Source organism: Shewanella sp. SR44-4 (genome assembly GCF_014163715.1).
Taxonomy (GTDB): domain Bacteria; phylum Pseudomonadota; class Gammaproteobacteria; order Enterobacterales; family Shewanellaceae; genus Shewanella.
The window spans coordinates 20186-45669 of sequence record NZ_JACJDU010000001.1; the positions used below are offsets into that span (position 1 = coordinate 20186).

The window sequence follows — 25484 nt, forward strand, 5'->3', positions numbered from 1 at the left end:
TATAGAATAAGAATTAAAGGAACGTGTTTCACGATGACATTACCTATACAAAACGCTCAAGGAATGGCTAAACGATCCGCAACATTTGTTGACTCTGGATCATTGCGCCGAACCCCTACACTGGACAGTGGCACCGTGGATGATAAGCGCCAAGAAATAGCGCTATACTTCACCAACACCTTTGATACCTATACGCAACTGTTTGATTGTTTGCGCGATGATACTGGTTTCTATCAAAAACCTATACCTTTGCGCCACCCGCTTATTTTTTATCTTGGGCATACGGCCACTTTTTTCATCAACAAGCTACTATTGGCAAAACTGATATCCGATCGGATTAATCCTCATATGGAATCTATTTTTGCTGTGGGCGTTGATGAAATGAGCTGGGATGATTTGTCTGAAGACAGTTATGACTGGCCCAGTGTTGCTGCGGTAAAAGACTACCGTGCAAAAGTGCGCGCCACAGTATTAACATTAATTGATACCTTGGACCTTGCCCTACCCATTGATTGGGAAAATACCTGGTGGCCCATCGTCATGGGTATTGAGCACGAGCGTATTCACCTTGAGACATCGTCGGTACTCATTCGCCAACATGAGTTGGCTAAAGTCCAGCCATTACCTCAATGGCCAGCTTGTAAAGATGCTGGCCAGGCGCCAAAAAATAAACTAATAAGCGTCGCCGCTGGCTCAGTTAATCTTGGACAATCATTTGATAGTGCATTTTATGGCTGGGACAATGAATATGGCCAACATCAGGCTGAGGTAGCTGAGTTTAAAGCCAGCCAATATTTAGTCAGCAATCAGGAGTTCCTCGAGTTTGTTGAGGACGGTGGTTATGAGCATAATCGTTTTTGGAGTGATGAAGGTCTGGCTTGGCGGCAATTTACTGAGGCAAAACACCCAGCATTTTGGCGTTGGCACAATGGCTGGCGCTTGCGCTTAATGACTGAAGAAATTGATATGGCTTGGGACTGGCCTGCCGAAGTTAACTATCATGAAGCGAAAGCATTTTGTGAATGGAAGACAGAAGAAACTGGACAGAAAATTCGCATGCCAACTGAAGACGAATGGTATCGATTGTGTGCACAAGCGGGCGTAGAAGAGCTGGGTAACAGCGCGGCCAATGCAAACTTGCATCTCGACCATTTTGCATCATGCTGCCCAGTAACACGCTATCAACATGGCAATTGGTTTGATGTGGTGGGCAACGTATGGCAATGGACTGAAACGCCTATTTACCCTTTCGATAACTTTAAAGTACATCCACTGTATGACGATTTCACCACGCCAACTTTTGATGGTAAACACAACTTGATCAAAGGTGGTTCATGGATTTCAAGTGGAAACGAAGCGCGTCTTAGTGCACGTTATGCATTTAGGCGTCACTTTACGCAGCACGCCGGATTTCGTTATATTGCCTCTGAAGTTGAGGCAACGTCTCCTAAGGCTTACTACGAAAGTGACCAGTTATTGTCAGAATATGCAGAGTTTCACTTTGGTGACACCTGGTATGGCGTAGAGAATTTTCCTAAAGCTTTAGCTGATATTGCACTTGAGGCAATGAAGGGTAAACCCACCGGTAAAGCACTTGACTTAGGTTGTGCCTGTGGCCGAGCAAGTTTTGAGTTGGCCCGCCAGTTCGATGACGTAGACGGTATTGATTTTTCAGCAAACTTTACTCGCCTAGCAGCTAAAATGGCGCAGCAAGGCGCAGTGCGTTACGCCCGTGCCGAAGAAGGCGAATTAGTGAGCTATCATACTCGTACCCTGCAAGAATTAGGGTTGGACACTTATGCAAACCGTGTCGCATTTCATCAAGGCGACGCCTGTAACCTCAAATCCCAATTCACGGCTTATGATTTAGTTTTAGCAGCTAATTTGATTGACCGACTCTACCAGCCGAGTCGTTTTCTGGCGGATATGGCACAGCGCATCAATGATGGCGGCTTGCTTATTATTGCATCGCCTTACACGTGGTTGGAAGAACATACACCTAAGGAAGAGTGGATAGGTGGTTTCAAAAAAGATGGTGAAAACTACAGCACGTTAGATGGCTTGAAAGATCAACTATCAAGCCATTTTAAGTTGGTTGGTGAGCCGCGCAAAGTCCCGTTTGTGATCCGCGAAACTCAGCACAAGTTTCAGCATACTTTGTCTGAACTTACGGTTTGGGAGCGCTTGCCACGCTGATAAGTGTCTCAATTTCTTGAGCAATCAATTTGTGGTCTGCCAGTTGTTCAAACCAGCTGGTGGCCACAGCATCGCTTTGCAATCCCAGTAAGGTTCCCAGCACTATTCCTCGATGTACGTTGTCACCGCCTAAGTTAGTATTCACTCGCAGTGCTTGCCAAGGATCATGTTGGTATTTACAGGCCAGATACAAGACGACAGGCCAAGAATCTGAAATATAACATGCCCTTGAAAATATTTGGCCGACGACCTGATTGTCGGGCACATTACGTTTTAACAGACCGGCTAAATTAGTACTGGTTAGGCCTATGCTTGCTTCAAGTAAAAGAGCCTTAACGCTTGCTTCATCCGGCCCATCCATCAGAGCGCACAACAGTTGCACGTAGCTATCACATACCTGCATTAAAGATTCATCAGGATGGGTTAAGGCCAGATGTGCTCGGCAGGTAATCTTTATTTCGGCTTCGCTTATGCCCTTAAGTCGTTCTGAAAAAACCAAAGGTGCTATGGTCACCAATGCACCAATAGATGCAGTGTCGTGAGTTATCATGCCACAGTTTTCAGGCTTGCGTCCCTGCGCCAAGTTAGCAAAAAATCCTCTATGGTAGGACTCTGCATAAGTATCGGGATGAGCGGCGGGAGTCATTGTCATAAAGTCAATGTAGGCATTAACAAATGCTTGTCGGTCATAGGGTTGTGGCGAACTCGCCAGGGTGCGCATCACTACTCGAGCGCAATGGGCGTTGAGGGTGTTTTCACCCGCCAGCATGCCTTGATGATAATGTACATTCGGTTTGTCCCAAAACTGCGCCTTATCTTTTAAAATAATATCGCCTACCACTTGCGGCGACTGATCGTTAGCTGAATGCCCCTTAGACGACCGATCATTGGACTGTCGCCCCCCTTTATGTTTGGAGTGCAAGGACATAATAGATGAAGGGTGAAACTCAGGTGCGGCCTCAAAGCGCTGAATACCACCAGTAAAGGCACGCTCGATTTCCATCGGTTGATAATACCAATGCACTGGCATGGCCAAAGCATCAGCAATAAAGCTTGTTTTAAGTGCCCAGGTAACGCGAAGTGGCTGAGAAGGGTTGTGATTCATGATAATGCCTCTTTCACATGGTAAAAAAGAATACGTATCTGCATTAGATACAGCAACAATAGACTCCGCAACAATAGGTTGTGAATCGATAACGAATGGATAATTTTTACCATGTGAATATTGATTAAAAATGTATGTGGTCATACTAGATACGTTATTTATACAAAACTAGACGTTTTTTTAAGGCAATAGGCTAAATTTATTTCGCAACCAAAATCTTCAACCCGACAAGCGCAACAGCTTTTTGAGTATGAGGAGGACGAAGAGGATATCGCGGATGTAACCCATTGAGTTTATAAATGTGCCTGTAAATGAGCTTGTAAATGAATGTATAAATAATCATGTGCAGCGCTCTGTGATGATATATCTTTTGAGTTGGCTTTTACTTGGTAGCTAACCTACTGGTTATAATAGATAAAATGTTTATTTTTAATATCCTGCTTGTTTATAGTTTACCCAATTACTTGTACTGATATACTCAGCTTCATCCCAATTGTTACCATAATGTGTGCCAATGTCTGTAATCACTCCCAACTTACCCCGTAGCCCTAGTTTTTTGCAGTCTCTTATCTGTTTTAGCGTGATTATCATCACCATAGCGGGTGGACTTTTTGGTCTAGGGATCAGCCTGCATACACTGATGTTTCTGTGCTTGTTATGGATAGGACTCAACGCTTTTAGTCTTGGTTACGGCTATATACATATACGTGAGTTGATGACTAGCGCCCTTACCAGAGCCATGCCTGCCATCTATATATTTATATTGATCGGCATGGTGATTGCTAGTTTTATGCACAGTGGCACCATCGCCACGCTTATTTATTATGGTCTTAGTTGGCTGAGTCCGAGTTTGTTTTTGGCGGTTGGTTTATTACTGTGCGCCTTGATGTCGCTAGCAACTGGAACATCTTGGGGTACTGTCGGCACCTTAGGCGTGGTTTTTATTGGCATCGGCTCTGCGATGAATATTCCACTGCCTTTAGTCGCAGGTATGATTGTCTGCGGTGCAACTTTCGGTGATAAAATGTCGCCGATTTCAGATACCACAAACCTCGCCGCTATGAGTGCTGGCACGGATCTCTATCGACACATTTACTCCATGCTGTTCACCACAACGCCGACCTTTATCCTCACTTTCTTAATATTTTTAGTGATCGGATTGAACTATAGTGAACAAAATCTAGACTTGGCAGAAGTTACCTCAATTCAAACCGCACTTGCCAACAATTACAGCCTTACGCCGCTGATTACGTTATTACCACTGATTTTACTCGCGGTACTGAGCATTAGAAAGGTGCCCGCTGAAGTGACGATGTCATGCAGCATAATTCTCGCCGTGCTAATCGCGATTTTTTATCAGCAAGAAAGTGCTATCTCCGTGCTTAATGCACTGTGGGAAAATACGCCCGAATCAACGGGTATCGCCAGTTTAGATGCTTTGCTTGGTCGCGGCGGCATTAGCAGTATGAGCTGGACCTTGCTGCTGGCGTTAATGGCTATCGCACTAGGCGGCATTTTACACGGCGCGGGATTTCTCAGCGCACTATTAGCCGGCATCATAAAAAGAGTGCAGCGCACCGCCACCCTTATTGCTACGACGATTATGTCCGGTTTTTTAGGTAACATTGCTATGGGAGAGGCTTATATTTCGATTATTCTCAGTTGCCAACTGTTTAAGCCCAAATATGAGCAACAAAATTTAGAGGCCGCCATTCTTTCGCGCTCAGTTGAAGAAGGTGCCACTATGACTACAGGCCTTATTCCGTGGACCACAGCTGGTGCCTTTTATACCGCCACTCTAGGGGTAGACGTACTTGACTACGCGCCCTATGCTTTTTTCAACTACCTTAATGCCATCATAGCTGTGGCAATGGCCGCCTTTGGTATTGGTCTTCTCAAACCGAAAACTAAACCAGCTTTGGCGTAAAGGATATTAATCTCTTATCAATCCATAGGGCTGTTAGCGTTAAGACTGTAAATTTAGCCAATGCTTGAGCTGAATCGACCGCCATAGCGTTTAACATTTTTTATAGCATTGTTTTTATAACATAGTATTTATAGCATTGATTATAAATACTATTAGCTACACTTCGTCTTCAAAGATACTTTCAATAGGTAGCTTGAATAAACGTGCCGCTTTAAAGGCTAATGGCAAACTAGGATCAAACTTACCTGTTTCGATCGCATTGATCGTCTGCCTAGAAACATTAAGTAAGTCTGCTAGTTGTGCTTGGGTCAGGTCTTGCTCTGCCCTGAGTACTTTTAGGCGATTTTTCATTGGTACTTCCTATGACCTAAAATAATACCGACTAAATAGGTGAGTCCCATAATGATCACCAAGTGAGAAATTTCCGCGTGACCAGCTATTAAGTTTGTTGTGTCTAAATTTGAGTAGCTCAAGCCAACAATTAGCCCCACCCCCAGACTGAGGCCCATCGCATTTAATTGAATTTTTTGCTGCAATTCATCTAAGCCAAGTAGTTGGCGTCTATTGGCTAAAATCATCCCGATACCCATCATGAAATTAATGCCAATGGCCATTATGGTGATGACATCTTGTTGCCAAATAAATTGTGGACCAAAGTTGGCGACGGCCATACTTATCACCCACGCTAAAGTCCATTTTGCTAAACGAGCTGTATTATGTTTGTTGGTATTTTTCCAGTCTTGATTGTGTGTTAGTGGCGACATTATCAACATTCCCTTGGTCGTGCTTAGTTGTCATTATGTCAACTAAGCTTGACTTTAAGTTATCGCAATCTATTAATGCTTGTCAAGTAAGCTTTACTTTTTCGAGATGTTGTAAATTAACCTCAACTCGGGGTAAAAGGTGGGATATGTAAGGAAAAATACAATATTCGGCCTATTTCATATCAAACTTGTTATAGCCAGTTGCACACGTGTAAGTGAACCATTATGTTCACTTACAGATTAAAGTTTGACGAACAATCACACTTCTGTCGGCACTATTTTTGTATAGTGCCAAGGGATTTAATGAGCCTCAAGACCCTGTAACAGTTCGTTTGTCGCAGTCGCTAATCATCTTCGAATATCTTGTTGGTATGCATTGAAGGGCCTGTGAGTCTCATCGCAGGATATTCAGTAAAACCTTATAGTGTATCGATTCACTTAATAAAGTAGGACAGTGATCCCCATGAAAACTAAAATAATATTAGACACAGATCCCGGTATTGATGATGTATTTGCTATTCTGTTTGCCGAAGCACATCCAGATATTGATCTTATGGCCATCACCACGGTTTATGGCAATGTGACCATTGAAAATGCGACCCGTAATGCGCTTTATCTTAAACAAAAATTTCTGCTGCAGGCCGATATTGTCACCGGCGCGAGTAAACCTATCGTACGTCCTCCTGTTGGCCCAACGGTCGTTGTTCACGGAGAAGGTGGCTTTGGTGATGTGAATGTCCCAGCCGAAGTAGAAGGTCAAGCTGATCCGCGGCCTGCGTATCAATACATCATTGACGCTGTAAAGGCGGAGCCTGGTGAGATTACTTTAGTGGCCATCGGTCCGTTAACTAACCTTGCGCTAGCGCTTCAGGCTGACCCAAGCATTGTCGACTTAGTTAACAAGGTGGTCATTATGGGTGGCGCTTTTGGTGAGAACGGCCATCGTGGCAATGTGACCCCTTTTGCCGAAGCTAATGTACACGATGATCCTCATGCTGCTGATATGGTGTTGACGGCCTCATGGCCTGTGGTTGTGATTGGCTTAGATGTGACTGAACAAAGCTTTTTTACTCGTGATTATCTTGATCAATTACGCGACAATGCAGGCGACGTGGGCCAATTTATTTGGGATGTTAGCCGGTTCTATTTGAGGTTTTATAGTGAAAAAGTGGGCTTAGAAGCTTGCCATGTGCATGACCCCTCTGCCATTGCCTATGTGATTAATCCAGAGTTGTTCACACTTAGAGAAGGGCCAATACGAGTCGTTGTCGATGGTGTTGCCGAAGGAATGACCATTCAGAAGATTGATGACCGTGTTTACCCGCATGATGAATGGATGAATCAGGCGCCGCAACAGGTTGCAGTCGCGGTCAAAGATGCCGAACTATTGGAGCTATATCGCGACAGTATTATCAATTATGCCGCAACATTGAAATAGCACTGTCGGCATCTGGCGGACTAATACCGCTTACCTAACACTAGCGCAGTAATTACTGCGCTTTTTTCATGGGCGTTCGACTCTAGTGTTTTACATTAGCGCTTTACATTAGAACTCAGCACTTGCTATTAAGCATTAAGTCTTGCTGCGACAAGTGAGCCGTCTGGCATATTTGCTGCGCCGAGGCGCTCAACAGCGAGTGACGCATAAGCGTTGGCATATTTAGCGGCCTGATGCAGTGTACTGCCTCTAGCAAGCTCAGCGACTAAAGCGCCATTAAAAGCATCGCCTGCACCAGTGGTATCAACAACCGCGCTTTTTAGTGCATCTAGCAGGGTGAAGTGATCATTTTCATAAAGTAATACCCCATCAGATCCGAGAGTGATGACTACCGATGTTACGCCTAAGGCATGTATTGCAATCGCGGCCTGCTTAGCACTATCTAGATTGGTTACTTCGATTCCTGTCATTAACGAAGCTTCTGTTTCATTAGGGGTGATCATATCAACCAAAGGTAATAACTCGAGAGTTCTCTGATGATACGGCGCCGGATTGAGGATCACTTTTGCGCCATTGTCTTTGGCAATGCTCATCGCGAGCTTGATAGCATCAAAATTGGTTTCAAGCTGGGTTAAAAATAATTGTGCACTAACAATATGGTGTTTGGCTGAGTGTATTTCATCATCGGTCAGCGTCATGTTTGCGCCTTCGTTGACCGCAATCATATTCTCGCCAGCTTGTTCACTAACGTAAATCATCGCGGTACCTGTCGGGCTAGTTGATGACTCGAGGATAATCGTGTTGTCTATGCCGGTACTGTTGAGGTGTTGGCGCGCAAATTGACTAAATTGATCAGTACCAATTTTAGTCATAAAGGTAATATGGGCACCATTTTTAGCCGCAGCATAAGCTTGGTTTGCCCCTTTGCCGCCAGCGCCAATACTACTGCTACTTGAATGCAAGGTTTCACCCGGTTGGGGAAAGCGTGCTAATTTTGCCACAATATCGACATTGAATGAGCCAAGTACAAATACATTATGTTTCATTTTGATTAATCTACCTTGGTTTGAGTCGAGTTCATTGCTGTCATTCAGTATGCTGCGGTCGAGTAATTCTGCCAACATAGCGTCCAAGCTATACTTTTTGATATTCGCGCCTTCAGACTGACAGACTCCACCATGAATTCGTTTTACTAGACCGTCTTTTTCCAGCTGCACGAGATCACAACGAACCGTTTTAGCGGTTACTGCCAGTAATGTGGATATTTTTTGGTTAGACAGTTTTTTATGCATACTGAGTAACTTGAGAATAACAGCCAGTCTTTCATTTCGACTTAGTTTTTTCATAATGGAATATAGTGCTTCAGCAGAAAATAAATTGTGATAAAGACCAGAGCTTAACATGCAAAGTGAACCAGTTGGTTCGTTTGCTATTGGTTGTTTGGGGGGGAGAATGATTTGGTCGCATTTATTTCAATGAGTCTGCTTAAATGAGTTTAGTCAAATCAGCTTAATTTATTGCGCTTAGTGAAGTGAGTTTCATTAAATGTACTTAGTAAGGAAGACGGGGTTTACTGCATATATTATATTATTCATTCTATTCACAGTGGTTTTTGAGAGTAAATATATGGTGAGCGAGTTTACTTTGTTGTCGTAAGTGATTGATTATTAATTATGGCTTGTAGCGTCTGTACTACTATTCTCATTGCATTCTTTGCGGATCAGCCCACGACTACGTGATGAATTGCTTTATTCAATATAGTCTCGCGGGAATCTCCATTGGTGGCAATAGTCTGTTGGCCCCAATTCAGTTTGTTAGGGCCAGTTAGATTGAATGGACTAAAAAGTGCAACTGCTTCCACTCAGCCTTATATGCAGCCCTTTCAATCGTGAGACTTTATGCGGTGAAGAGAACCTTCAGCCTTGCGAATACAGAACTGTGAATACTAGTGCTATTAAAACTAGTGCTGTAAATGTATTTCCTTTACCGGGCAAGGTATCTTAATTTTGGCTTGATTGAGTGCTTTGATTATGGCTAGGTTAGTGTGGTACTTCTCTTCGAAATAGCGTGTTGTCGGTACCCAATAACGTACACCAACTTCTATCCCCACAGTATTAAATCCATTGATGCCGACTAATGGTTTCTTGTCTTGATAAATTGCCGGAGCAGCGGCAAGCACGCCATTAATTAATTGGATAACATGATCCGCATCAGCTTGGTAATCAATGTTAATTTTGTTTTCAACCAATTTATAAGCGAATGAATTATGTAAAATTTCACCGACAATGTGCTTGTTGGGAATACTGATTTGTTCGCCTTCTTCGTTGGTTAATATGGTTTGGCCTAGTTTAATGATTTCAACCACACCGCTGACACCTTTAATTTCAATGGTATTGCCAACCACAAAAGGGCGGGTGACAATAATGGTAATGCCGGCAGCATAATTAGATAACATTCCTTGTAACGCCAAGCCTGCTCCGAGTGAAGCGGCACCAATAGCAGCCACCATTGGCGTTACGCTAATCCCTAGTTTGCCTAAACAGATAACAGCAACCATCACAATAATAATGATTTTAACTAAGTTGGAAGCAAAGTTACTGAGGGTGATATCAATGTTATGTTTTTTCAGTTGAGCGGCGACAACGTTGGCGGCTTTGTTTGCCACCCAAAGCCCCAATAAGAAAATAATAATCGCACCCGCAATTTGAAAGCTGTACGCAACAACAAACTCAGTGATGACGCTATAGACATTTTGCAGTTGTTGGAGCTCCTGATCTAAACTGGGTTCGTTCATTCTATGTTCCTTATTGAAGCACGTTAAGTTGTTATCAAATTGGATGATAACAACTTTTTACTCTAAGGTGTAAGTCTGTGATGAGTGTTAAATGCCATCACGGCGAAAATATTTTCAACGACTTTATGAGCATTTTTCTGACAAATGTCTATACTTTCTAGACGCAGAAACCAATCAATAACGCAGTGTATTAAGCTAGTAAGGCGTTGCGTGTTATTGATATTTCTCGAAGAATAAAAAAGTATACTTTTTGCATAAAAATTCGTTGCGTATTGATTAAAAATATCGTTTACTGCGCATGTTTTTACAGATTCGTAATGACACTTTTATCGCCCTACTTACAGGAGGCACTGGCCTAATGAGCCAATTTCAATCGATTGATGTTGCAGATTATTATGACAAGGACACGTTTGACCGCATAGAGGCATTTGCTAAAGATAAGCCAACGCCATTTGTAGTTATTGACACCCAAATCGTTGCGAAACAATATGATGATATGGTTAATAATTTTCCTTTCGCTAATATCTATTATGCGGTTAAGGCAAATCCGGCCAAAGAAATTTTAACCTTGTTACGAGACAAAGGTTCAAACTTTGATATCGCGTCCATTTATGAACTTGAAATGGTCACGTCGATAGGTGTTTCTGCTGATCGTATTAGCTACGGTAACACCATTAAGAAACGCGTTGATGTACGATCATTCTTTGAACAAGGCGTACGTATGTTTGCTTCAGATTCTGAAGCCGATTTACGCATGATTGCGGAAGAAGCTCCTGGTTCAAAAGTGTACTTGCGTATTTTAACTGAAGGTACACACACAGCCGACTGGCCTTTATCACGTAAGTTTGGTTGCCAAAATGAAATGGCGTACGACTTATTAGTATTGGCAAAAGAGTTAGGCTTACAACCGCATGGTATTTCTTTCCACGTTGGTTCACAACAACGTGATATCGGTGCGTGGGATTCTGCTATCGGTAAAGTGAAAAGCATTTACGACCGTTTAAAAGAAGAACATGGCATTGTGTTAAAGATGATCAATTTAGGGGGGGGGTTTCCTGCCAACTATATGGATAAAACGAATGAACTAGGTGTTTATGCTCAGCAGATTAAGCATTTCCTAGAAGAAGATTTTGGTGACGAATTACCTGAGATTATTCTAGAGCCTGGCCGTTCATTGCTTTCAAATGCTGGTGTATTGGTATCTGAAGTGGTATTGATTTCGCGTAAATCAAACACTGCATTAGAGCGCTGGGTATTTACAGATGTGGGTAAGTTCTCTGGTTTAATTGAAACCATGGACGAAGCGATTAAATTCCCAATCTATACTGAGCGCAAAGGCGAGTTAGATAAGTGCGTTATTGCTGGCCCAACCTGTGACAGTGCCGATATTATGTATGAGCACTATAGCTATGGTTTACCGGTTGATTTAGCCATCGGTGACCGTATGTACTGGTTAACCGCTGGTGCTTACACTACGACCTATTCAGCAGTATGTTTTAACGGCTTCCCACCACTTAAAGATTATTATCTTTAATTGATGGTGTAGTTTGACGACATCCTAAAGGACGCACTAGCGTCCTTTATTTTTATGTGCGCCTAAACCTCTTGTTGATGATTTTTTAAAATATCTAATATTTGTTCTTTAAGGTGCAATCTCGTGCTTTTCATTAGTTTTAATTCAGCTGTTGCATCACTACTACTGTGCTTTTCTAGTGCGGTAATTTGCTCATCGAGTTGATTGTGGTCATTAAACTTTTTGATAAAGTGCTTATCTGTGACTTTAAGTTTAGATATTAAGTCTCGGTACTCTGGAAACATAAGTTACTCCTTTAAGCTGAGTCAGCGGATTTCGGGTTCATTTCAATTTGCATTCATCAGATGTTATGCCAATAACAATGATGCTTGCTTTAGCAGCAACACAATTTGGAAATGAGATGTGTTGAATCTAATATTGATTAACTTTATGCTCAGTGGTTATGCTTACCTTCAGCCTAAAACCATTTTAGCGAGGTTAACTTGATGTAAATCACGTTAATGATTGTTAAGCGAGATAAGATATTTGTTGTTTCTATCGACCTTCAACTATGCTGAAACGGGTGTATTTGGTGGGATTTGGACATATATTAGTAATAATTTAACGAATGAATATTAACTATTATGAATTTATATGTGATCAAGTTAACCTTATCCCCCTAAAGACTAGGTTAAAGTCTGGGTTATAAGAATTTAATATTCAAAACTGAAAGGGGTTTTCACAATGTCCGATGTATTTCACTTAGGATTAACTAAAAAAATGTTAGATGGCGCTACCTTAGCAATCGTTCCTGGTGATCCAGAACGTGTTAAGCGTATTGCTGAGTTAATGGACAACGCAACGTTCTTAGCGAGCCATCGTGAATACACAAGCTACTTAGCTTATATCGATGGCAAAGCCGTGGTTGTGTGTTCAACCGGTATCGGTGGACCATCAACTTCTATTGCGGTTGAAGAATTAGCACAATTAGGTGTGCGAACTTTCTTACGCGTAGGTACAACTGGCGCAATTCAGCCGCACGTAAACGTGGGTGATGTGATTGTGACTCAAGCTTCTGTGCGTTTAGATGGCGCAAGCTTACACTTTGCACCGCTTGAGTTCCCAGCAGCAGCAGACTTTGAATGTACAACTGCTATGGTTGCAGCATGTCGTGACGCTGGTCTAGAGCCACACATTGGTATTACTGCTTCTTCTGATACTTTCTATCCAGGTCAAGAGCGTTACGATACTGTCTCTGGTCGCATTACGCAGCGTTATGTTGGCTCTATGAAAGAGTGGCAGTCAATGGGTGTGCTGAACTATGAAATGGAATCAGCTACGCTATTTACAATGTGTGCAACTCAAGGTTGGCGTGCAGCATGTGTTGCCGGTGTTATTGTAAACCGCACACAGCAAGAGATCCCTGACGAAGCGACAATGAAGAAGACTGAAGTAAGTGCCGTGTCTATTGTTGTAGCAGCAGCGAAAAAATTATTAGCTTAAGCTAACGTTTTAACCATCACGTTATAACAAGATATTGTGTAAAAACAGATTGTGTTAAGGCTGATGGCGTTAAAACGGATTACGCAAAACAAATTGCCTCAAATCAATGAGTGTTGAAATGTAATCATTAAAAAAGGTGCCTAGGCACCTTTTTTGTTATCTAATTTATATCAATAGTGGCATCAATTAGAAATGATATTGCGCAATAATTGAGTAGGTATTTTGGTCGATACCCGCAACACCGTATTTGCTTTGCCAGTAATCATATTCAAAACCTACCAACAGTTTGTTTTGCTTGTGATCACCGAACAGTGTTTTACCTAAGTCATACTTTATTTGTGGGTTGATGTGCAGGTTTTCGTCGTAGCCGTTGTTGTCGGCAGAAAATACCCAATCAATGAAGCCATCTATAATAATGTTGGCATTGCCCACTGGCATATCGATTCTAAATACCGGCGTAAACTGCCAACCATCACTAATATTACCACTGCTTATTGCATCTCGGCGGTAAGTGTTCAGTTGTAAATAGCTAAAAAATGGCACGTCAAGGTCTACACCAATACCATAAAGCATGCTGTGAACTGGGCCTTCACCTTCTTCGTAAGTTAATGCTAAAGAGACATCTTTTATCGCACCAAAGCTCACTGGCTGACCCAATATTTTGCTAGCACTGAAGCGCGGAGATATTTCGCCATAAGTCGAACTATCAACACCGTTATTATTACCATTAAAATTAATAAAATCTTGGAATGCAAACCAATCGCCATACTTCCAAGCACCGGCTGTTTCTAGGGTAATGGTTGTTTGTCTTTCTGATGGCGCTAAGTCATAGTTTTCGCCATGCAAGACAGTAGCGCTAACATCCCACCATTGAACTAAATCGTCAGCAAAAACATTTTGTGAGAGTACTAATGTGGCTAAAAGGTAGATTTTTTTCATTTTTCTTCCGGTTAGTAAAATGATCAGAGACGTCAATTTTGACAGTTTAAAGGTAAGTTTTATAGCGATCGAGGTTAAATTTGTGACCTATTATTCCCAATCGTGCACAATGGGGCGCAATATATTCAATATTTTGAAAGAGCACAATTAAAACCGACCAGAATGTACAGATTTCATTGTTTTCATCATCAATATAATCTTATGACAGGTATTAGCACTGTCAATGCGATGTAACGCATAAAGGTGTTTGATTGGCGCTGTTATCTTACTTAAAACGAATACCACCATGGTGACAAATAAAATGTCACTTTGCAGTAATACTGATTTGTATAGGGGGACTTATTATTACAGTTACTCATTACTAGCGATACGTATTCGTGTGGTAATGGTAAGTTGATGAATCGTTTGTCCCGTTTACTGTTCGCAACAACGCTTTGACATAATATGTCGCATTAATAAATAAAGCTGTTATAGTGAATTTACGGACATTCTCATTTATGGGGGAGAATATGGAGCTTGCAAATCCGATCGCAGTCTGGCTAGTGCTTGGGCTGTTATTGATGATCTCGGAGATTATCATTCCGGGTGGTATCGTTATTTTATTAGGTGCGGCTTGCGTTATCGTCGCAGCAGCACAAGCTGTTGGCATTATCGATGGCTTGGTACAAAGTCTGACATTATGGTTTATGGCTTCAATGGTGTTATTACTGAGTTTTCGTCATGTGACCCAGCGTTTAGTGGGCGGCGATTCACATGTCGATAATACCGATGAAGAGGCGGATCTTTATAATCAAGTCGCTATCGTTAAGCAAGCCATCGGCCCTGGTCAAAAGACCGGTCGAATTAGCTGTTTGGGTACTGATTGGACTGCTTTAGGTGATGGTACCGTGATAAAAAAAGGTACCAAAGTCAGGATCATTTGTCGGGATAATATTGCTTTTGTTGTTGAACCTATCATCGATTCTGTATAGCGATTTAGTTGATAACCTTTTGTTGCCGCGAGTTATTACTGCGAGTTGTTACCGCGAGTTGTTACGGGAGTTGAGGTTATTGAGTACTTAACTGTAAAAAATTCAGATTATTGTGATATGAATATTGTTTTGTCATTATTGTTTCGTAAATTTAGTGTCATGAATATTGTTTCGTAAATTAAGTATTGTTTCGAAATCGTCGTGTTGTGATTGCCGTTAAGTGTTATCTAGGAAAGTCAGATTAAAAGGGAGTAGATATGTTTGTGTTAACAATCGTTTTTTTATTTGTAATGTTCATTTTGTTCAAACTAATGTTAATTGTGCCAATGCGTGAAGTGCATGTTATTGAGCGTTTGGGTAAGTTTCGTACCGTGCTCGAGCCAGGGTTTCATTTTCTTGTTCCTTTTGTCGATCGGGTTGCTTATCGCCACGACACTCGTGAAGAAGTATTAGATGTGCCGCCGCAGAGTTGTATTTCAAAAGACAACACCCAGTTGGAAGTTGACGGTTTAGTCTACCTTAAAGTGATGGACGGCAAGCTGGCCAGCTATGGTATTGAAAACTATCGCCGTGCAGCGGTTAACTTAGCGCAAACAACCATGCGTTCAGAAATAGGTAAGCTGACCTTGTCGCAAACGTTTTCTGAACGTGACAGTTTGAATGAATCCATTGTGCGCGAAATTGATAAGGCTTCTGATCCTTGGGGGATAAAAGTATTACGTTACGAGATTAAAAATATCTCCCCTTCAATGAAAGTTATTCACACCCTTGAAAAACAAATGGAAGCAGAGCGTCGCAAGCGTGCCGAGATCACTTTGGCCAATGCTGAAAAAGCAGCAATGATCAATATGTCGCAAGGTGAACGTCAAGAGGCGATTAATTTGTCCGAAGGTCAAAAACAAAAGCGCATTAATGAGGCTTTAGGTACAGGGCAAGAAATTTCTATTATTGCCACTGCAAAGGCAGAAGGCATGGAAATGATCTGCAAAGCCTTAACGGTAAATGGCGGCAATGACGCCATGAACATGTTGCTTAAAGAGCAGTTTATTGGTCAAGTGGGCAAGATTTTATCTGAAGCTCAAGTCTCTGTTGTGCCTGCTGAAATGGCCAAGCTAGAAGGCTTTTTTGAAGGTATGGAGCAAGTAACTCATGCCGTATCAAACTCATCAGCAAAAGGAGCTCGCTAATGTTGATTAACGGAATTGATACTGATTTTATTGTGATGGCTATCTGGGGCGTAATTTTTGCTATTTTTGTGCTAAAACTATTCCAGTCTATCTGTCTTGTACCGACCAAGTCGGCTTATATTGTTGAACGTTTAGGTAAATATCACAATACCTTAGATGCAGGCTTCCATGCACTGATCCCTTTCGTTGATAAAGTGGCTTATATCCACGACTTAAAGGAAGAAACGATTGATGTACCGCCACAAGAATGTTTCTCCAGTGATGAAGTTAATGTTGAAGTGGATGGAGTGATTTATATTTCGGTTACCGATCCCGTTAAAGCCAGTTATGGTATTACCGACTACCGTTATGCCGCCATTCAACTTGCTCAAACAACTACGCGTTCTGTGATTGGTACCTTAGATTTAGATCGTACTTTTGAAGAGCGTGATGTGATATCAGCCAAAGTGGTTGAAGTTCTCGATGAAGCTGGCTCTATGTGGGGCATTCGAGTGCATCGTTACGAGATTAAAAATATCACCCCACCAGAAACAGTTAAAAACGCCATGGAAATGCAGGTGAATGCCGAGCGGGAACGTCGGGCATTATTAGCTAAAAGTGAAGGTGACAAGCAAAGTAAGATTAATCGTTCAGAAGGTGTGATGGCAGAAACCATTAACCGTTCTGAAGGTGAGATGCAACGCCGCATTAATGAGGCCGAAGGTAAAGCGCAAGAAATTCTCACTTTAGCGAAAGCAACTGCTGAGTCGATAGAACGATTAGCGGTGGTTATTTCATCTGAAGGCGGACAAAGTGCATTGCGTATGCAACTTGGTGAACAGTATATGAAGCAGCTAGATGGTTTAAGCAAACCTGATAGCCGTATTGTGTTACCGGGTAATCTAGTTAATTTTGAATACTGGATGCAAAGTATTGGCTTAAAAGACGATAAAAAATAATCGTTATTACTGCTATGTCACGCCACCGCGTGACGAACATTACATAAAAAAGGTTAGCGATTTCGCTAACCTTTTTTATTGTTTTTACCGCCGCAGTCTATTTAAATTATACCTATACCGCTGCAGTCTGTTTTAATTATGCTTTTACCGCTTTTACCGCTTTTACCGCTTTAACTGGGAACCATCTCTCGAAGTAAATGTTCGCAAAAGGCTTTTGCCACAGGCGATTGAGGACTTTTGGTCGAATAGGCCAAGCTGATGTCGGCAAAGCCAATGCTGTGTTGCGGCAGAACATTGATTAATCGTCCCTGATTTACCGCCTCGTGAGCAATAACATGAGGTAATAAAGCGATACCCGCCCCGGCTAAACATAAGTGATATAACGAGTTAAAGTCGCTGCAGATAACTTTATAATGAGTTGGTACATTTGCATGCTGAAAATGCCAAGTCTGCTCTAGTTGCCCATGTGCATCTCTAAAGCCTAGTAATGAATGGTATTGTAAGTCATCGGTATTTTCGATCAGTGATGATTTTTCTAAATAACTTGGGCTAGCATAAATTTTACGCTCAAAAGTCGTCAATTTATGTACAGCAATGTTGGCACCGTTTACTTGACCGACATCAATAATCAAGTCGAGCCCTAAACGATTGAGCTCTTTACTGCCACCAGACACAATTAACACCTCTAATTGGACTTGCGGATACGCATGAATGAAGTGAGCGATATATTCATCCATCAACTTGTCGACGAAAGGCAATAAACCAATGCGTAAATTACCTTGTACTTCATCATGACGATGTTTAAACACATATCCGGCATGATTTAATTGATTCACTAAAGGTTCGATTTGAGCAAGATATTGTCGACCTGCAGAGGTTAAGGCCATGACTCTTGTTGTGCGAGTAAATAACGGTGCCCCGAGCTGTTTTTCTATTTCTCCAATCCGGCGGCTGACTAATGCTCTGCGAGTATCAAAAGATTTTGCCGCTTTTGAAAAACTGCCTAACTTTGCTACAGCAATGAATAGCTCTAAATCTTTGATATTCAATATGGCAACCTATACAGCTGAAGCTGTGGACAATAAATCCATTTTAATGGACTTTTTAGTATTAATGGCATTGAACATATCGATCATAAACCGACATGTCACCAGATTTACTCGCCATAAAAAGCAAACTTAATCTAGTTTCTTTAGTCATGAATGTGAGTGTTTAATAGCCTATTAGGCCAATTACTTAACGCTAACATTAATTAATTGTTTATTTTATATAGTAATTTTCGCTTACAGCTTTGTCAATTTAGGTGTGATTTTCGCGGTTAGAACATCACAAGTGAGTGATTTTAGTGACTTTGATATTAATGTCGTCTAAAGGTTCACTCTGCTACCTAAGGTGATAGTGGGCATAAAATAGCTGAAGTATTGCACGCCATTATCTCGCTATTTAAGATATAATGCCTCGCAGATTTCTGGGAGGAAAAATGGACGTATCATCATTATTAGACGGCCTAAACGATAAACAGCGTGAGGCAGTCGGCGCGCCACTTTCAAATATGTTGGTGTTAGCGGGTGCCGGCAGTGGTAAAACCCGTGTATTAACCCATCGTATTGCGTGGTTAATGCAAGTTGAACAACAAAGTCCATATTCTATTTTGGCAGTCACCTTTACCAACAAAGCCGCGGCAGAAATGCGTGAACGGGTGGAAAAGGTTGTGGGCACTAACATGGGGCGGATGTGGATCGGTACCTTCCATGGTTTAGCGCATCGGTTATTGCGAACCCATTATCAAGATGCCAATTTACCGCAAAGTTTCCAGATTATCGATTCTGACGATCAGTTACGTTTACTGAAACGCATTCTTAAAAGCCTTAATTTAGACGAGAAGCAATATCCTCCTCGTCAGGCCCAAGGCTATATTAACGGCAAAAAAGACCAAGGATTACGACCTAAGCATATCGATGCGGGCGGTTTTCCGATTGAACAAAATTTACTGAATATTTATAAGGTTTACCAAGAGTCTTGCGATCGCGCAGGTTTGGTCGACTTTGCCGAAATCTTACTACGAGCTCATGAATTATGGCTCAATAAACCGCATTTACTGGCACATTACCAAGAACGCTTCCGTCATATTTTAGTGGATGAGTTTCAAGATACCAACGCGATTCAATATGCGTGGATCCGTGTGTTAGCCGGTAACACAGCCAATGTGATGATTGTCGGTGATGACGATCAATCTATTTACGGTTGGCGTGGTGCGCAAATTGAAAACTTACATCGTTTCTTAAAAGACTTCTCGGGTGCAACAACCATTCGTTTAGAACAAAATTATCGTTCAACAGCGAATATTTTGAATGCCTCTAACGCTGTGATTGCCAATAACCCAGATCGTTTGGGCAAAGAGTTATGGACCGAAGATAAAGATGGCGAGCCCATTTCGGTCTATTGCGCCTTTAATGAAATGGATGAAGCCAAATTTATTGTTGGACGCATTAGCGACTGGCATGAAAAGGGCGGCAGTTTGAGCGAGTGCGCCATTTTATATCGTTCAAATGCACAATCGCGAGTATTAGAAGAAGCCTTTTTACACAAAGGGTTAGCGTATCGTATTTACGGTGGTCTGCGCTTCTTCGAGCGACAAGAAATTAAAGATGCTATGGGCTATATGCGTCTGATTAATAACCAAAATGATGATGCGGCATTCGAGCGTGTGGTGAATACGCCAGCTCGTGGTATCGGCGATCGTACTTTGGATATCATCCGCTCAACCGCTAGACAGCATGAACTGACGCTGTGGCAAGCTTGCGTGAGTTTAATCGAAGAGAAAGTCCTTGCCGGGCGTGCGGCTAATGCCATCAATGGCTTTATGGAACTGATTATTGCGATGCGAACGGATACGGCAGATATGTTGCTGTACCGGATGGCTGACGATGTGATTGACCGTTCAGGCTTGCGTACCATGTATGAGGCCGAAAAAGGCGAGAAAGCTCAAGCTCGAATTGAAAACTTAAACGAGTTGGTTACTGCTGCGCGCAGTTTTGAAATGCCTGAAGAGCTTGAAGACATGGGCGAACTTAATGCCTTTTTGTCTCATGCAGCATTAGAAGCTGGCGAAGGTCAGGCTGATGCCTTTACCGATGCCGTGCAGTTGATGACATTGCATTCAGCCAAAGGGCTAGAGTTCCCAATGGTGTTTATGGCGGGCGTTGAAGAAGGATTATTCCCGAGCAAGATGGCACTGGATGAAGGCGATCGTTTAGATGAAGAGCGCCGTTTGTGTTATGTCGGTATGACCCGTGCTATGCAAAAACTGTACATCAGTTATGCTGAGTCTCGTCGTATTTATGGCCGTGAAGATTATGCTAGCCCATCACGGTTTATTAACGAAATTCCTGAAAAGTTTGTTGAGCAAATCCGTATACGTGCTCAGGTTAAGCCGTCAGTTAGTCAGCGTTTTCCTGCGAAGGCTACGGTTGCCACTAAAAAACCTCATGGTTTTAACGACACCGGTCATAAAGTGGGTTCTAAAGTGAAGCACTTTAAGTTTGGTGAAGGGGTCGTGACTAGCTTTGAAGGTTCTGGTGAAAAAGGACGTGTGCAGGTTGAGTTTGTCGATTTTGGCAGTAAATGGCTGTTGGTGTCGTTAGCAAAACTAGAGCGTTGTTAACGTGTTTCGCTTGCTAAATCATGGAGAGATGACGCCAATGACATTGCAAGATAAGCTTCGTGCTTATGCACGATTAATGCGGATAGATAGGCCTATTGGTACCTTGCTTCTGCTATGGCCGTGTTTAATGGCACTGGTGTTAGCGGCTCAAGGGCTGCCAGACATTAAGGTGTTGTTAATCTTTATTATTGGCGTGGTGATTATGCGCGCCAATGGCTGCATTATTAATGACTTTGCCGATCGTAAACTAGATGCTCATGTCGAGCGTACGAGTATGCGACCGTTGGTGTCGGGGGAAGTGTCTGTTAAAGAGGCACTGACTCTATTTACCCTCTTAGGTTTGGCTGCGTTTTGCTTAGTATTATGGCTTAATCCACTGGTAGTGCAGTTATCTGTGGTGGGGATTATTTTAACGGTGATGTACCCGTTTATGAAACGGGTGACCAACATGCCACAAATGTTTTTGGGCATTGTGTGGAGTTGGTCAATTCCGATGGCCTATGCCGCTCAACTTGGTGAAGTGCCAGTTGAAGCGTGGTGGTTATTTATGGCCAATTGGTGTTGGACGGTAGCGTACGACACCATGTATGCCATCGTCGATCGTGACGATGACTTAAAAGTAGGCATTAAATCAACGGCTATTTTATTCGGTCGCTTTGATCGACAGATTATCGGTTTGTTTCAACTTGCTGCACTAGGGTGTTTTGTGATGGCTGGGCTGGTGGCCGACCGTGGGATTATTTACGGCTTAGGTATTATCAGCTTTATTGGTTTTGCCGTGTATCAGCAACGATTAATTTTTGGTCGTGAACGTGCACCATGTTTTAAAGCCTTTTTAAATAATAACTGGGCCGGAATGGTATTGTTTATCGCACTTGCGTTGGATTATATGATTTAACGTTTGTGGTTTATTACCATAGGGCAGGGATGCATGAAAACAATTTATGGGTTAATCGGCGCGATAATGTGTTGTGGGCTATCTCTAGCCAGTGCGTCAGCTAACAATGATGCTGTACTGCCAGGCTTAACAAGCAACGCTGTCGATGTGCATTCCACAGCTGCAGTAGTCAATATTCCTCGTACCCGCCAATTTGTGCTTAAAGATGGCGATCGTGACTATCAAGTGATGATCAAGCTCCCCAAAAAATACCAGCAAAATAGTTCACATCAATATCCAGTGATATACATGACTGACTCCATGTATAGCTTACAAGTGGTGTCTGGTGCGACGCGATTTCCAATGAACAGTAACATGATGCAGCAAGCTATTTTAGTCGCCATAGGCTATCAGAGGCCAAGCAAAGGTTCGGTGAGTCGGATCCGCGACTATACCCCAAGTCACGATGCGAGTTGGAAACTACCCACTGGCGAGGCCAAGCGACACGTTGCTTTTATCAGCCAGGTTGTTATGCCATTCGTTGAAAAAAACTATCGGGTCGACAGCCAACAAAACACCTTTGTGGGTAATTCGCTAGGCGGGTTAATGGGTGCTTATATTTTATTAGAACAGCCAAAGTTATTTAATTATTACGTATTGGGCAGTCCATCTCTGTGGTTTGACAATAAACAATTATTGCAGCAGTTTGATCAGCGTTTTAGTCAAACATCAGCAATATCTGCCAAGGTGTTTATTGGCATTGGCGAATTGGAAAAACCACCTTATACCGATAATGGTCATCAGATGGTTGCAGATGCGCAGGCTTTATTTAAACGACTCCAATCCCATCCATCGGCGCAATCTGGTGACTTAGCACTCAAGCTGCTAGTCATCCCCGAGGCCGATCATTCGATGGCTTTTCCTACCACCGCGATTCATGGTTTAACTTGGCTGTTCAAGCGCAACTTATCTTGATACCCATTGACGGCAATTTTTAGTAACAATTTTTGTGCCAATCAATAGCGGTGAAACTAATGTTTGCTGATATGTTAACAACTTGTATCTTCACGTTTATATTAAGAATAATGATATGGCGTGGGTCAGTAACATATACAGGGATAAGTATTCAATGAGAGCCACGGTTAAGTATCGGTTAGTCTTTTTAGTCTTAATGGTGTTGAGCTTTGTGATAGGCGTTCAGTGGACACCAGAGTCGTTAACAAGCGATACTGATAAGTGGCCGTTATATCTTATTTGCGGATTGTATTTTGTGTTACTGCCACTGAGCTACTGGTATTGCATTATTAAAATGGGTGGCCAGAAACTGTGGAAACTGATTGTTATTTTCAGTTTGAGCAGCTTGGTTGCTCGGTTAAGTTTTCCTGCTGAAGTCGCGCATTATTTTGAGTTTATTGCATGGTTACGCTATCCGATTATTGCGGTGCTGTTGGTCATTGAATTGTATTTGGTGGTGAGTGTTGTTCGTGGCTTGATTAAGGTACGAAAGCTTAAGGGCGATCCTAGAGTCGGGGCGGTAGAAACGTATCGGGATGGCGATGATAAAAGCTTAACTATTGCGCTTATTCTCGCCAGTGAAGCGACTAACTGGTTTTATTCTATCCCTTGGTTCTCACGTCATCATCCACCAGTAATTGCCAATATCAATCTTGTTAGCGCGACACGCTGGCATGTGTGGTTAATGCTTATTGGTTGTGTTGGTGCGTCGAGTCTGAGTTACGTATTACTGGCATCGTGGAGTGAGTGGGTGGCGATTATTGTCTCGAGCATTATTGCCTATACCTTAATGTCTATCGTGGCTAACCATCGATTATCACGTTATTACTCTTTGTATTTAATCAGAGATAACTTAGTGATCAATAATTCATTGTGGGGATTTATGGTAGTGAACATTGCTGATATTGCTAGTGCCGCTGATCAACAATCAACTGAATTAAATAAAGATGAGCCAGAAACCATTATGATTGGCCGTGGGCAGAGTAATGTCACTATCACCCTCAACCGTCCGGTTATTTATCATGGTGGTATGGGCCAGTTACCCGAACCGATGAAAACGGTGCATTTGAGTGTGGACAATCCGCAGCAGTTAATTCAGGCGCTTAATAACAAAGTCTCTGTGGCAGTGTAATAATAAAAATCCCATAAAAAATGCGCTGATAAAAGCGCATTTTTTATGGGTAAATCAGTACTCGCAAGTGAAAGCCCTGTAGTTGATTGGCTGATTAGTCTCGCACTAACTTAGTCTCGTACTAACTTAGTTAAGTCTGCAGGGCGATAATAAACTGATTTTAATACTTTGCCTTGGCGAACCACTTTACCCGCCATATCGACATCTTTAGCGCACTTAGCAATAATAAACTCACCTTTAGTGCTACCGACTATCTCAACACCTTGCTTGGCGTAAAAGGCAATGGTTTCATCCAATTCTTGCTGGTTACGGCATACTTTGCTCATGTTGCTTGAGTGCACTTCATCCCAGCATTGGATAAAGTCTATTTCACGGTTTTTAGCCACGTTAAGCAATAAATCGATAAGATAGCTGATCTCTAGACGATCGCTTACCTGAGACGCACCTATGTGCACTAAACGACCCATTAACACATAGACAGAGTCAACAATCGCATCAGCTTGTTCCATGCGAGAGTCTGCTTCTGCAAGCTCGGTCATTTCTTCAATAATTAATGAGGTGTGTAAGGTATCAGCTTTGTCGTCTAGGCTAGCACTGTCGTTAACCGGTAAATCAAAAGTACTGCGAAACTCAAAAATATCGCGATATAAATGGTCATAGATAGGCTGAGTGAGTTGACTGAGTTTCATTGGAGTACCTTATTAATAAATGTGCGCTAATTTTAAATAAATGAGCCATGGAATACAAAGGCAATCAGTCGATTTACCGATAAAAAAACCGGCAAGATAGCCGGTTTTAATGGTTTTATTGGGAAAGCCTATTTGATAAATGCAAAAGCATCACCATACAAATGGGCTTCTTCAATGCCAAGCTCACGGAACAATTCTCGTGCAGTGCCAACCATATCAAAACGGCCAGCAATGTAGATATCGTAGCCATTCAAACTGACAAAATCCTGCTTAATCTGCTCGAGTAGATTAGCTTTTTTACCTTCCCAATTACCGTCAGCAAGTTCTACTACTGGAATAAACTCTAACCAAGAATGATCGGCATGCCATTGACGAGCGATGTCTTGATAGTACATAGCTTCTTCGTTACGACAACCCCAATACAGTTTAGTATTAATGGTTTCGCCGTTAGCAATCTGTGCTTCAACGATACTTTTTATATATGAGAAACCGGTACCGCCTGCAATGAGGATGCGTGGTCGATGGCTCTCACTACGTAAAAAAGCTTCGCCAGCAGGTGCTTCAATATCAATATGTGTCGCTGTTTGTAAGCGTTCAACAACTTGCATTGGATAACTTTCGCTAACCGCGGCACCAATGTGCAACTCAATTAACGCTGCATTAGGCGCGGAAGCGATAGAAAAAGGACGTTTGTCTTTTTCACCCATGACCACAGTTAGGTATTGGCCAGCCTTAAAGTCAAAGGCTGCTTCGGGTTTAAGGAACACTTGGTATACAGCGTCATTAAACGGGGTGACTTTTTCTATCTGACAACGAATGGTTTTCATCTAACG

22 protein-coding genes are annotated in these 25484 nt (G+C 42.2%); 12 read left to right on the forward strand and 10 right to left on the reverse strand.

Annotated features, from left to right (window positions below; genetic code table 11):
- The first annotated feature begins 33 nt into the window (after nt 1-33).
- Nucleotides 34-2196, forward strand: a complete 2163-nt coding sequence (ovoA, locus tag H5125_RS00065; RefSeq protein ID WP_182743107.1) for a 5-histidylcysteine sulfoxide synthase — start codon at nt 34-36, stop codon at nt 2194-2196.
- Here ovoA and H5125_RS00070 read toward each other — a convergent pair.
- Nucleotides 2168-3301 (reverse strand): ADP-ribosylglycohydrolase family protein, encoded by a 1134-nt coding sequence (locus H5125_RS00070; protein WP_182743237.1) that lies wholly within the window; start codon nt 3299-3301, stop codon nt 2168-2170. The genes ovoA and H5125_RS00070 overlap by 29 nt on opposite strands.
- A 514-nt stretch (nt 3302-3815) precedes the next feature.
- On the opposite strand from H5125_RS00070, the gene nhaC reads away from it, so the two are divergent.
- On the forward strand, nt 3816-5228 hold the full coding sequence (nhaC, locus tag H5125_RS00075; RefSeq protein WP_182743109.1) for a Na+/H+ antiporter NhaC: 1413 nt from the start codon (nt 3816-3818) through the stop codon (nt 5226-5228).
- A gap of 156 nt (nt 5229-5384) precedes the next feature.
- Here the strand turns inward: nhaC and H5125_RS00080 are convergent, their stop codons facing one another.
- Complete coding sequence (locus H5125_RS00080; RefSeq protein ID WP_162023905.1) at nt 5385-5579, reverse strand: helix-turn-helix transcriptional regulator; 195 nt, start codon at nt 5577-5579, stop codon at nt 5385-5387.
- On the reverse strand, nt 5576-5992 hold the full coding sequence (locus H5125_RS00085; protein WP_101085159.1) for a hypothetical protein: 417 nt from the start codon (nt 5990-5992) through the stop codon (nt 5576-5578). Before H5125_RS00085 ends, H5125_RS00080 begins: the two co-directional genes overlap by 4 nt.
- Nucleotides 5993-6455: 463 nt before the next feature.
- Here H5125_RS00085 and H5125_RS00090 point away from each other — a divergent pair, with 463 nt between their 5' ends.
- A complete protein-coding gene (locus H5125_RS00090; protein WP_182743111.1) occupies nt 6456-7430 on the forward strand; it encodes a nucleoside hydrolase in 975 nt (324 codons plus the stop codon).
- A gap of 128 nt (nt 7431-7558) precedes the next feature.
- Here H5125_RS00090 and rbsK read toward each other — a convergent pair whose 3' ends face one another.
- Together rbsK and H5125_RS00100 are read right to left on the reverse strand one after the other, a co-directional pair.
- Entirely contained in the window at nt 7559-8776 is a 1218-nt protein-coding gene (gene rbsK, locus H5125_RS00095) for a ribokinase (protein ID WP_174839656.1), read from the reverse strand.
- 614 nt (nt 8777-9390) lie between these two features.
- A complete protein-coding gene (locus H5125_RS00100) occupies nt 9391-10224 on the reverse strand; it encodes a mechanosensitive ion channel family protein (RefSeq protein ID WP_101085162.1) in 834 nt (277 codons plus the stop codon).
- 358 nt (nt 10225-10582) lie between these two features.
- Between H5125_RS00100 and H5125_RS00105 the strand changes: the two genes are divergently transcribed.
- Complete coding sequence (locus tag H5125_RS00105) at nt 10583-11758, forward strand: type III PLP-dependent enzyme (protein WP_011638842.1); 1176 nt, start codon at nt 10583-10585, stop codon at nt 11756-11758.
- 62 nt (nt 11759-11820) lie between these two features.
- Here the strand turns inward: H5125_RS00105 and H5125_RS00110 are convergent, their stop codons facing one another.
- Entirely contained in the window at nt 11821-12042 is a 222-nt protein-coding gene (locus H5125_RS00110) for a YdcH family protein (protein WP_162023902.1), read from the reverse strand.
- Between the two features lie 439 nt (nt 12043-12481).
- On the opposite strand from H5125_RS00110, the gene udp reads away from it, so the two are divergent.
- Nucleotides 12482-13240, forward strand: coding sequence for a uridine phosphorylase (gene udp, locus H5125_RS00115; RefSeq protein ID WP_011638840.1), 759 nt, complete (start codon nt 12482-12484; stop codon nt 13238-13240).
- 186 nt (nt 13241-13426) lie between these two features.
- On the opposite strand, the gene H5125_RS00120 is transcribed toward udp, so the two are convergent.
- On the reverse strand, nt 13427-14179 hold the full coding sequence (locus H5125_RS00120) for an outer membrane protein OmpK (protein ID WP_101085164.1): 753 nt from the start codon (nt 14177-14179) through the stop codon (nt 13427-13429).
- A 509-nt stretch (nt 14180-14688) separates the two neighbouring features.
- Here H5125_RS00120 and H5125_RS00125 point away from each other — a divergent pair.
- The 3 genes from H5125_RS00125 to H5125_RS00135 all read left to right on the forward strand — a co-directional run bounded on the left by H5125_RS00125 (nt 14689) and on the right by H5125_RS00135 (nt 17275).
- Nucleotides 14689-15150 carry an NfeD family protein gene (locus H5125_RS00125; protein WP_101085165.1) on the forward strand — a complete coding sequence of 154 codons (462 nt, stop codon included), beginning with the start codon at nt 14689-14691 and terminating at the stop codon, nt 15148-15150.
- A gap of 257 nt (nt 15151-15407) precedes the next feature.
- Nucleotides 15408-16337, forward strand: coding sequence for a slipin family protein (locus H5125_RS00130; RefSeq protein ID WP_101085166.1), 930 nt, complete (start codon nt 15408-15410; stop codon nt 16335-16337).
- A complete protein-coding gene (locus tag H5125_RS00135; RefSeq protein WP_101085167.1) occupies nt 16337-17275 on the forward strand; it encodes an SPFH domain-containing protein in 939 nt (312 codons plus the stop codon). Before H5125_RS00130 ends, H5125_RS00135 begins: the two co-directional genes overlap by 1 nt.
- Nucleotides 17276-17445: 170 nt before the next feature.
- On the opposite strand, the gene H5125_RS00140 is transcribed toward H5125_RS00135, so the two are convergent.
- Nucleotides 17446-18324, reverse strand: coding sequence for a LysR family transcriptional regulator (locus tag H5125_RS00140; RefSeq protein ID WP_101085168.1), 879 nt, complete (start codon nt 18322-18324; stop codon nt 17446-17448).
- A 431-nt stretch (nt 18325-18755) separates the two neighbouring features.
- Here H5125_RS00140 and uvrD point away from each other — a divergent pair, with 431 nt between their 5' ends.
- The 4 genes from uvrD to H5125_RS00160 all read left to right on the forward strand — a co-directional run bounded on the left by uvrD (nt 18756) and on the right by H5125_RS00160 (nt 23962).
- The gene (gene uvrD / locus H5125_RS00145) at nt 18756-20939 is read left to right on the forward strand and encodes a DNA helicase II (protein WP_011638834.1); all 2184 of its coding nucleotides are present in this window, start codon (nt 18756-18758) and stop codon (nt 20937-20939) included.
- A 37-nt stretch (nt 20940-20976) separates the two neighbouring features.
- Nucleotides 20977-21837 carry a 4-hydroxybenzoate octaprenyltransferase gene (gene ubiA / locus H5125_RS00150; protein WP_182743113.1) on the forward strand — a complete coding sequence of 287 codons (861 nt, stop codon included), beginning with the start codon at nt 20977-20979 and terminating at the stop codon, nt 21835-21837.
- A 33-nt stretch (nt 21838-21870) separates the two neighbouring features.
- Nucleotides 21871-22791 (forward strand): alpha/beta hydrolase, encoded by a 921-nt coding sequence (locus tag H5125_RS00155; RefSeq protein ID WP_182743115.1) that lies wholly within the window; start codon nt 21871-21873, stop codon nt 22789-22791.
- A gap of 154 nt (nt 22792-22945) precedes the next feature.
- Nucleotides 22946-23962 (forward strand): hypothetical protein, encoded by a 1017-nt coding sequence (locus H5125_RS00160; protein WP_182743117.1) that lies wholly within the window; start codon nt 22946-22948, stop codon nt 23960-23962.
- Nucleotides 23963-24072: 110 nt separating this feature from the next.
- Here the strand turns inward: H5125_RS00160 and H5125_RS00165 are convergent, their stop codons facing one another.
- Together H5125_RS00165 and fre are read right to left on the reverse strand one after the other, a co-directional pair.
- Nucleotides 24073-24651: a nucleoside triphosphate pyrophosphohydrolase family protein gene (locus H5125_RS00165; RefSeq protein WP_101085172.1), complete on the reverse strand. Its 579-nt coding sequence runs from the start codon at nt 24649-24651 to the stop codon at nt 24073-24075.
- A gap of 128 nt (nt 24652-24779) precedes the next feature.
- A complete protein-coding gene (gene fre / locus H5125_RS00170; RefSeq protein WP_101085173.1) occupies nt 24780-25478 on the reverse strand; it encodes an NAD(P)H-flavin reductase in 699 nt (232 codons plus the stop codon).
- Nucleotides 25479-25484: the final 6 nt, after the last annotated feature.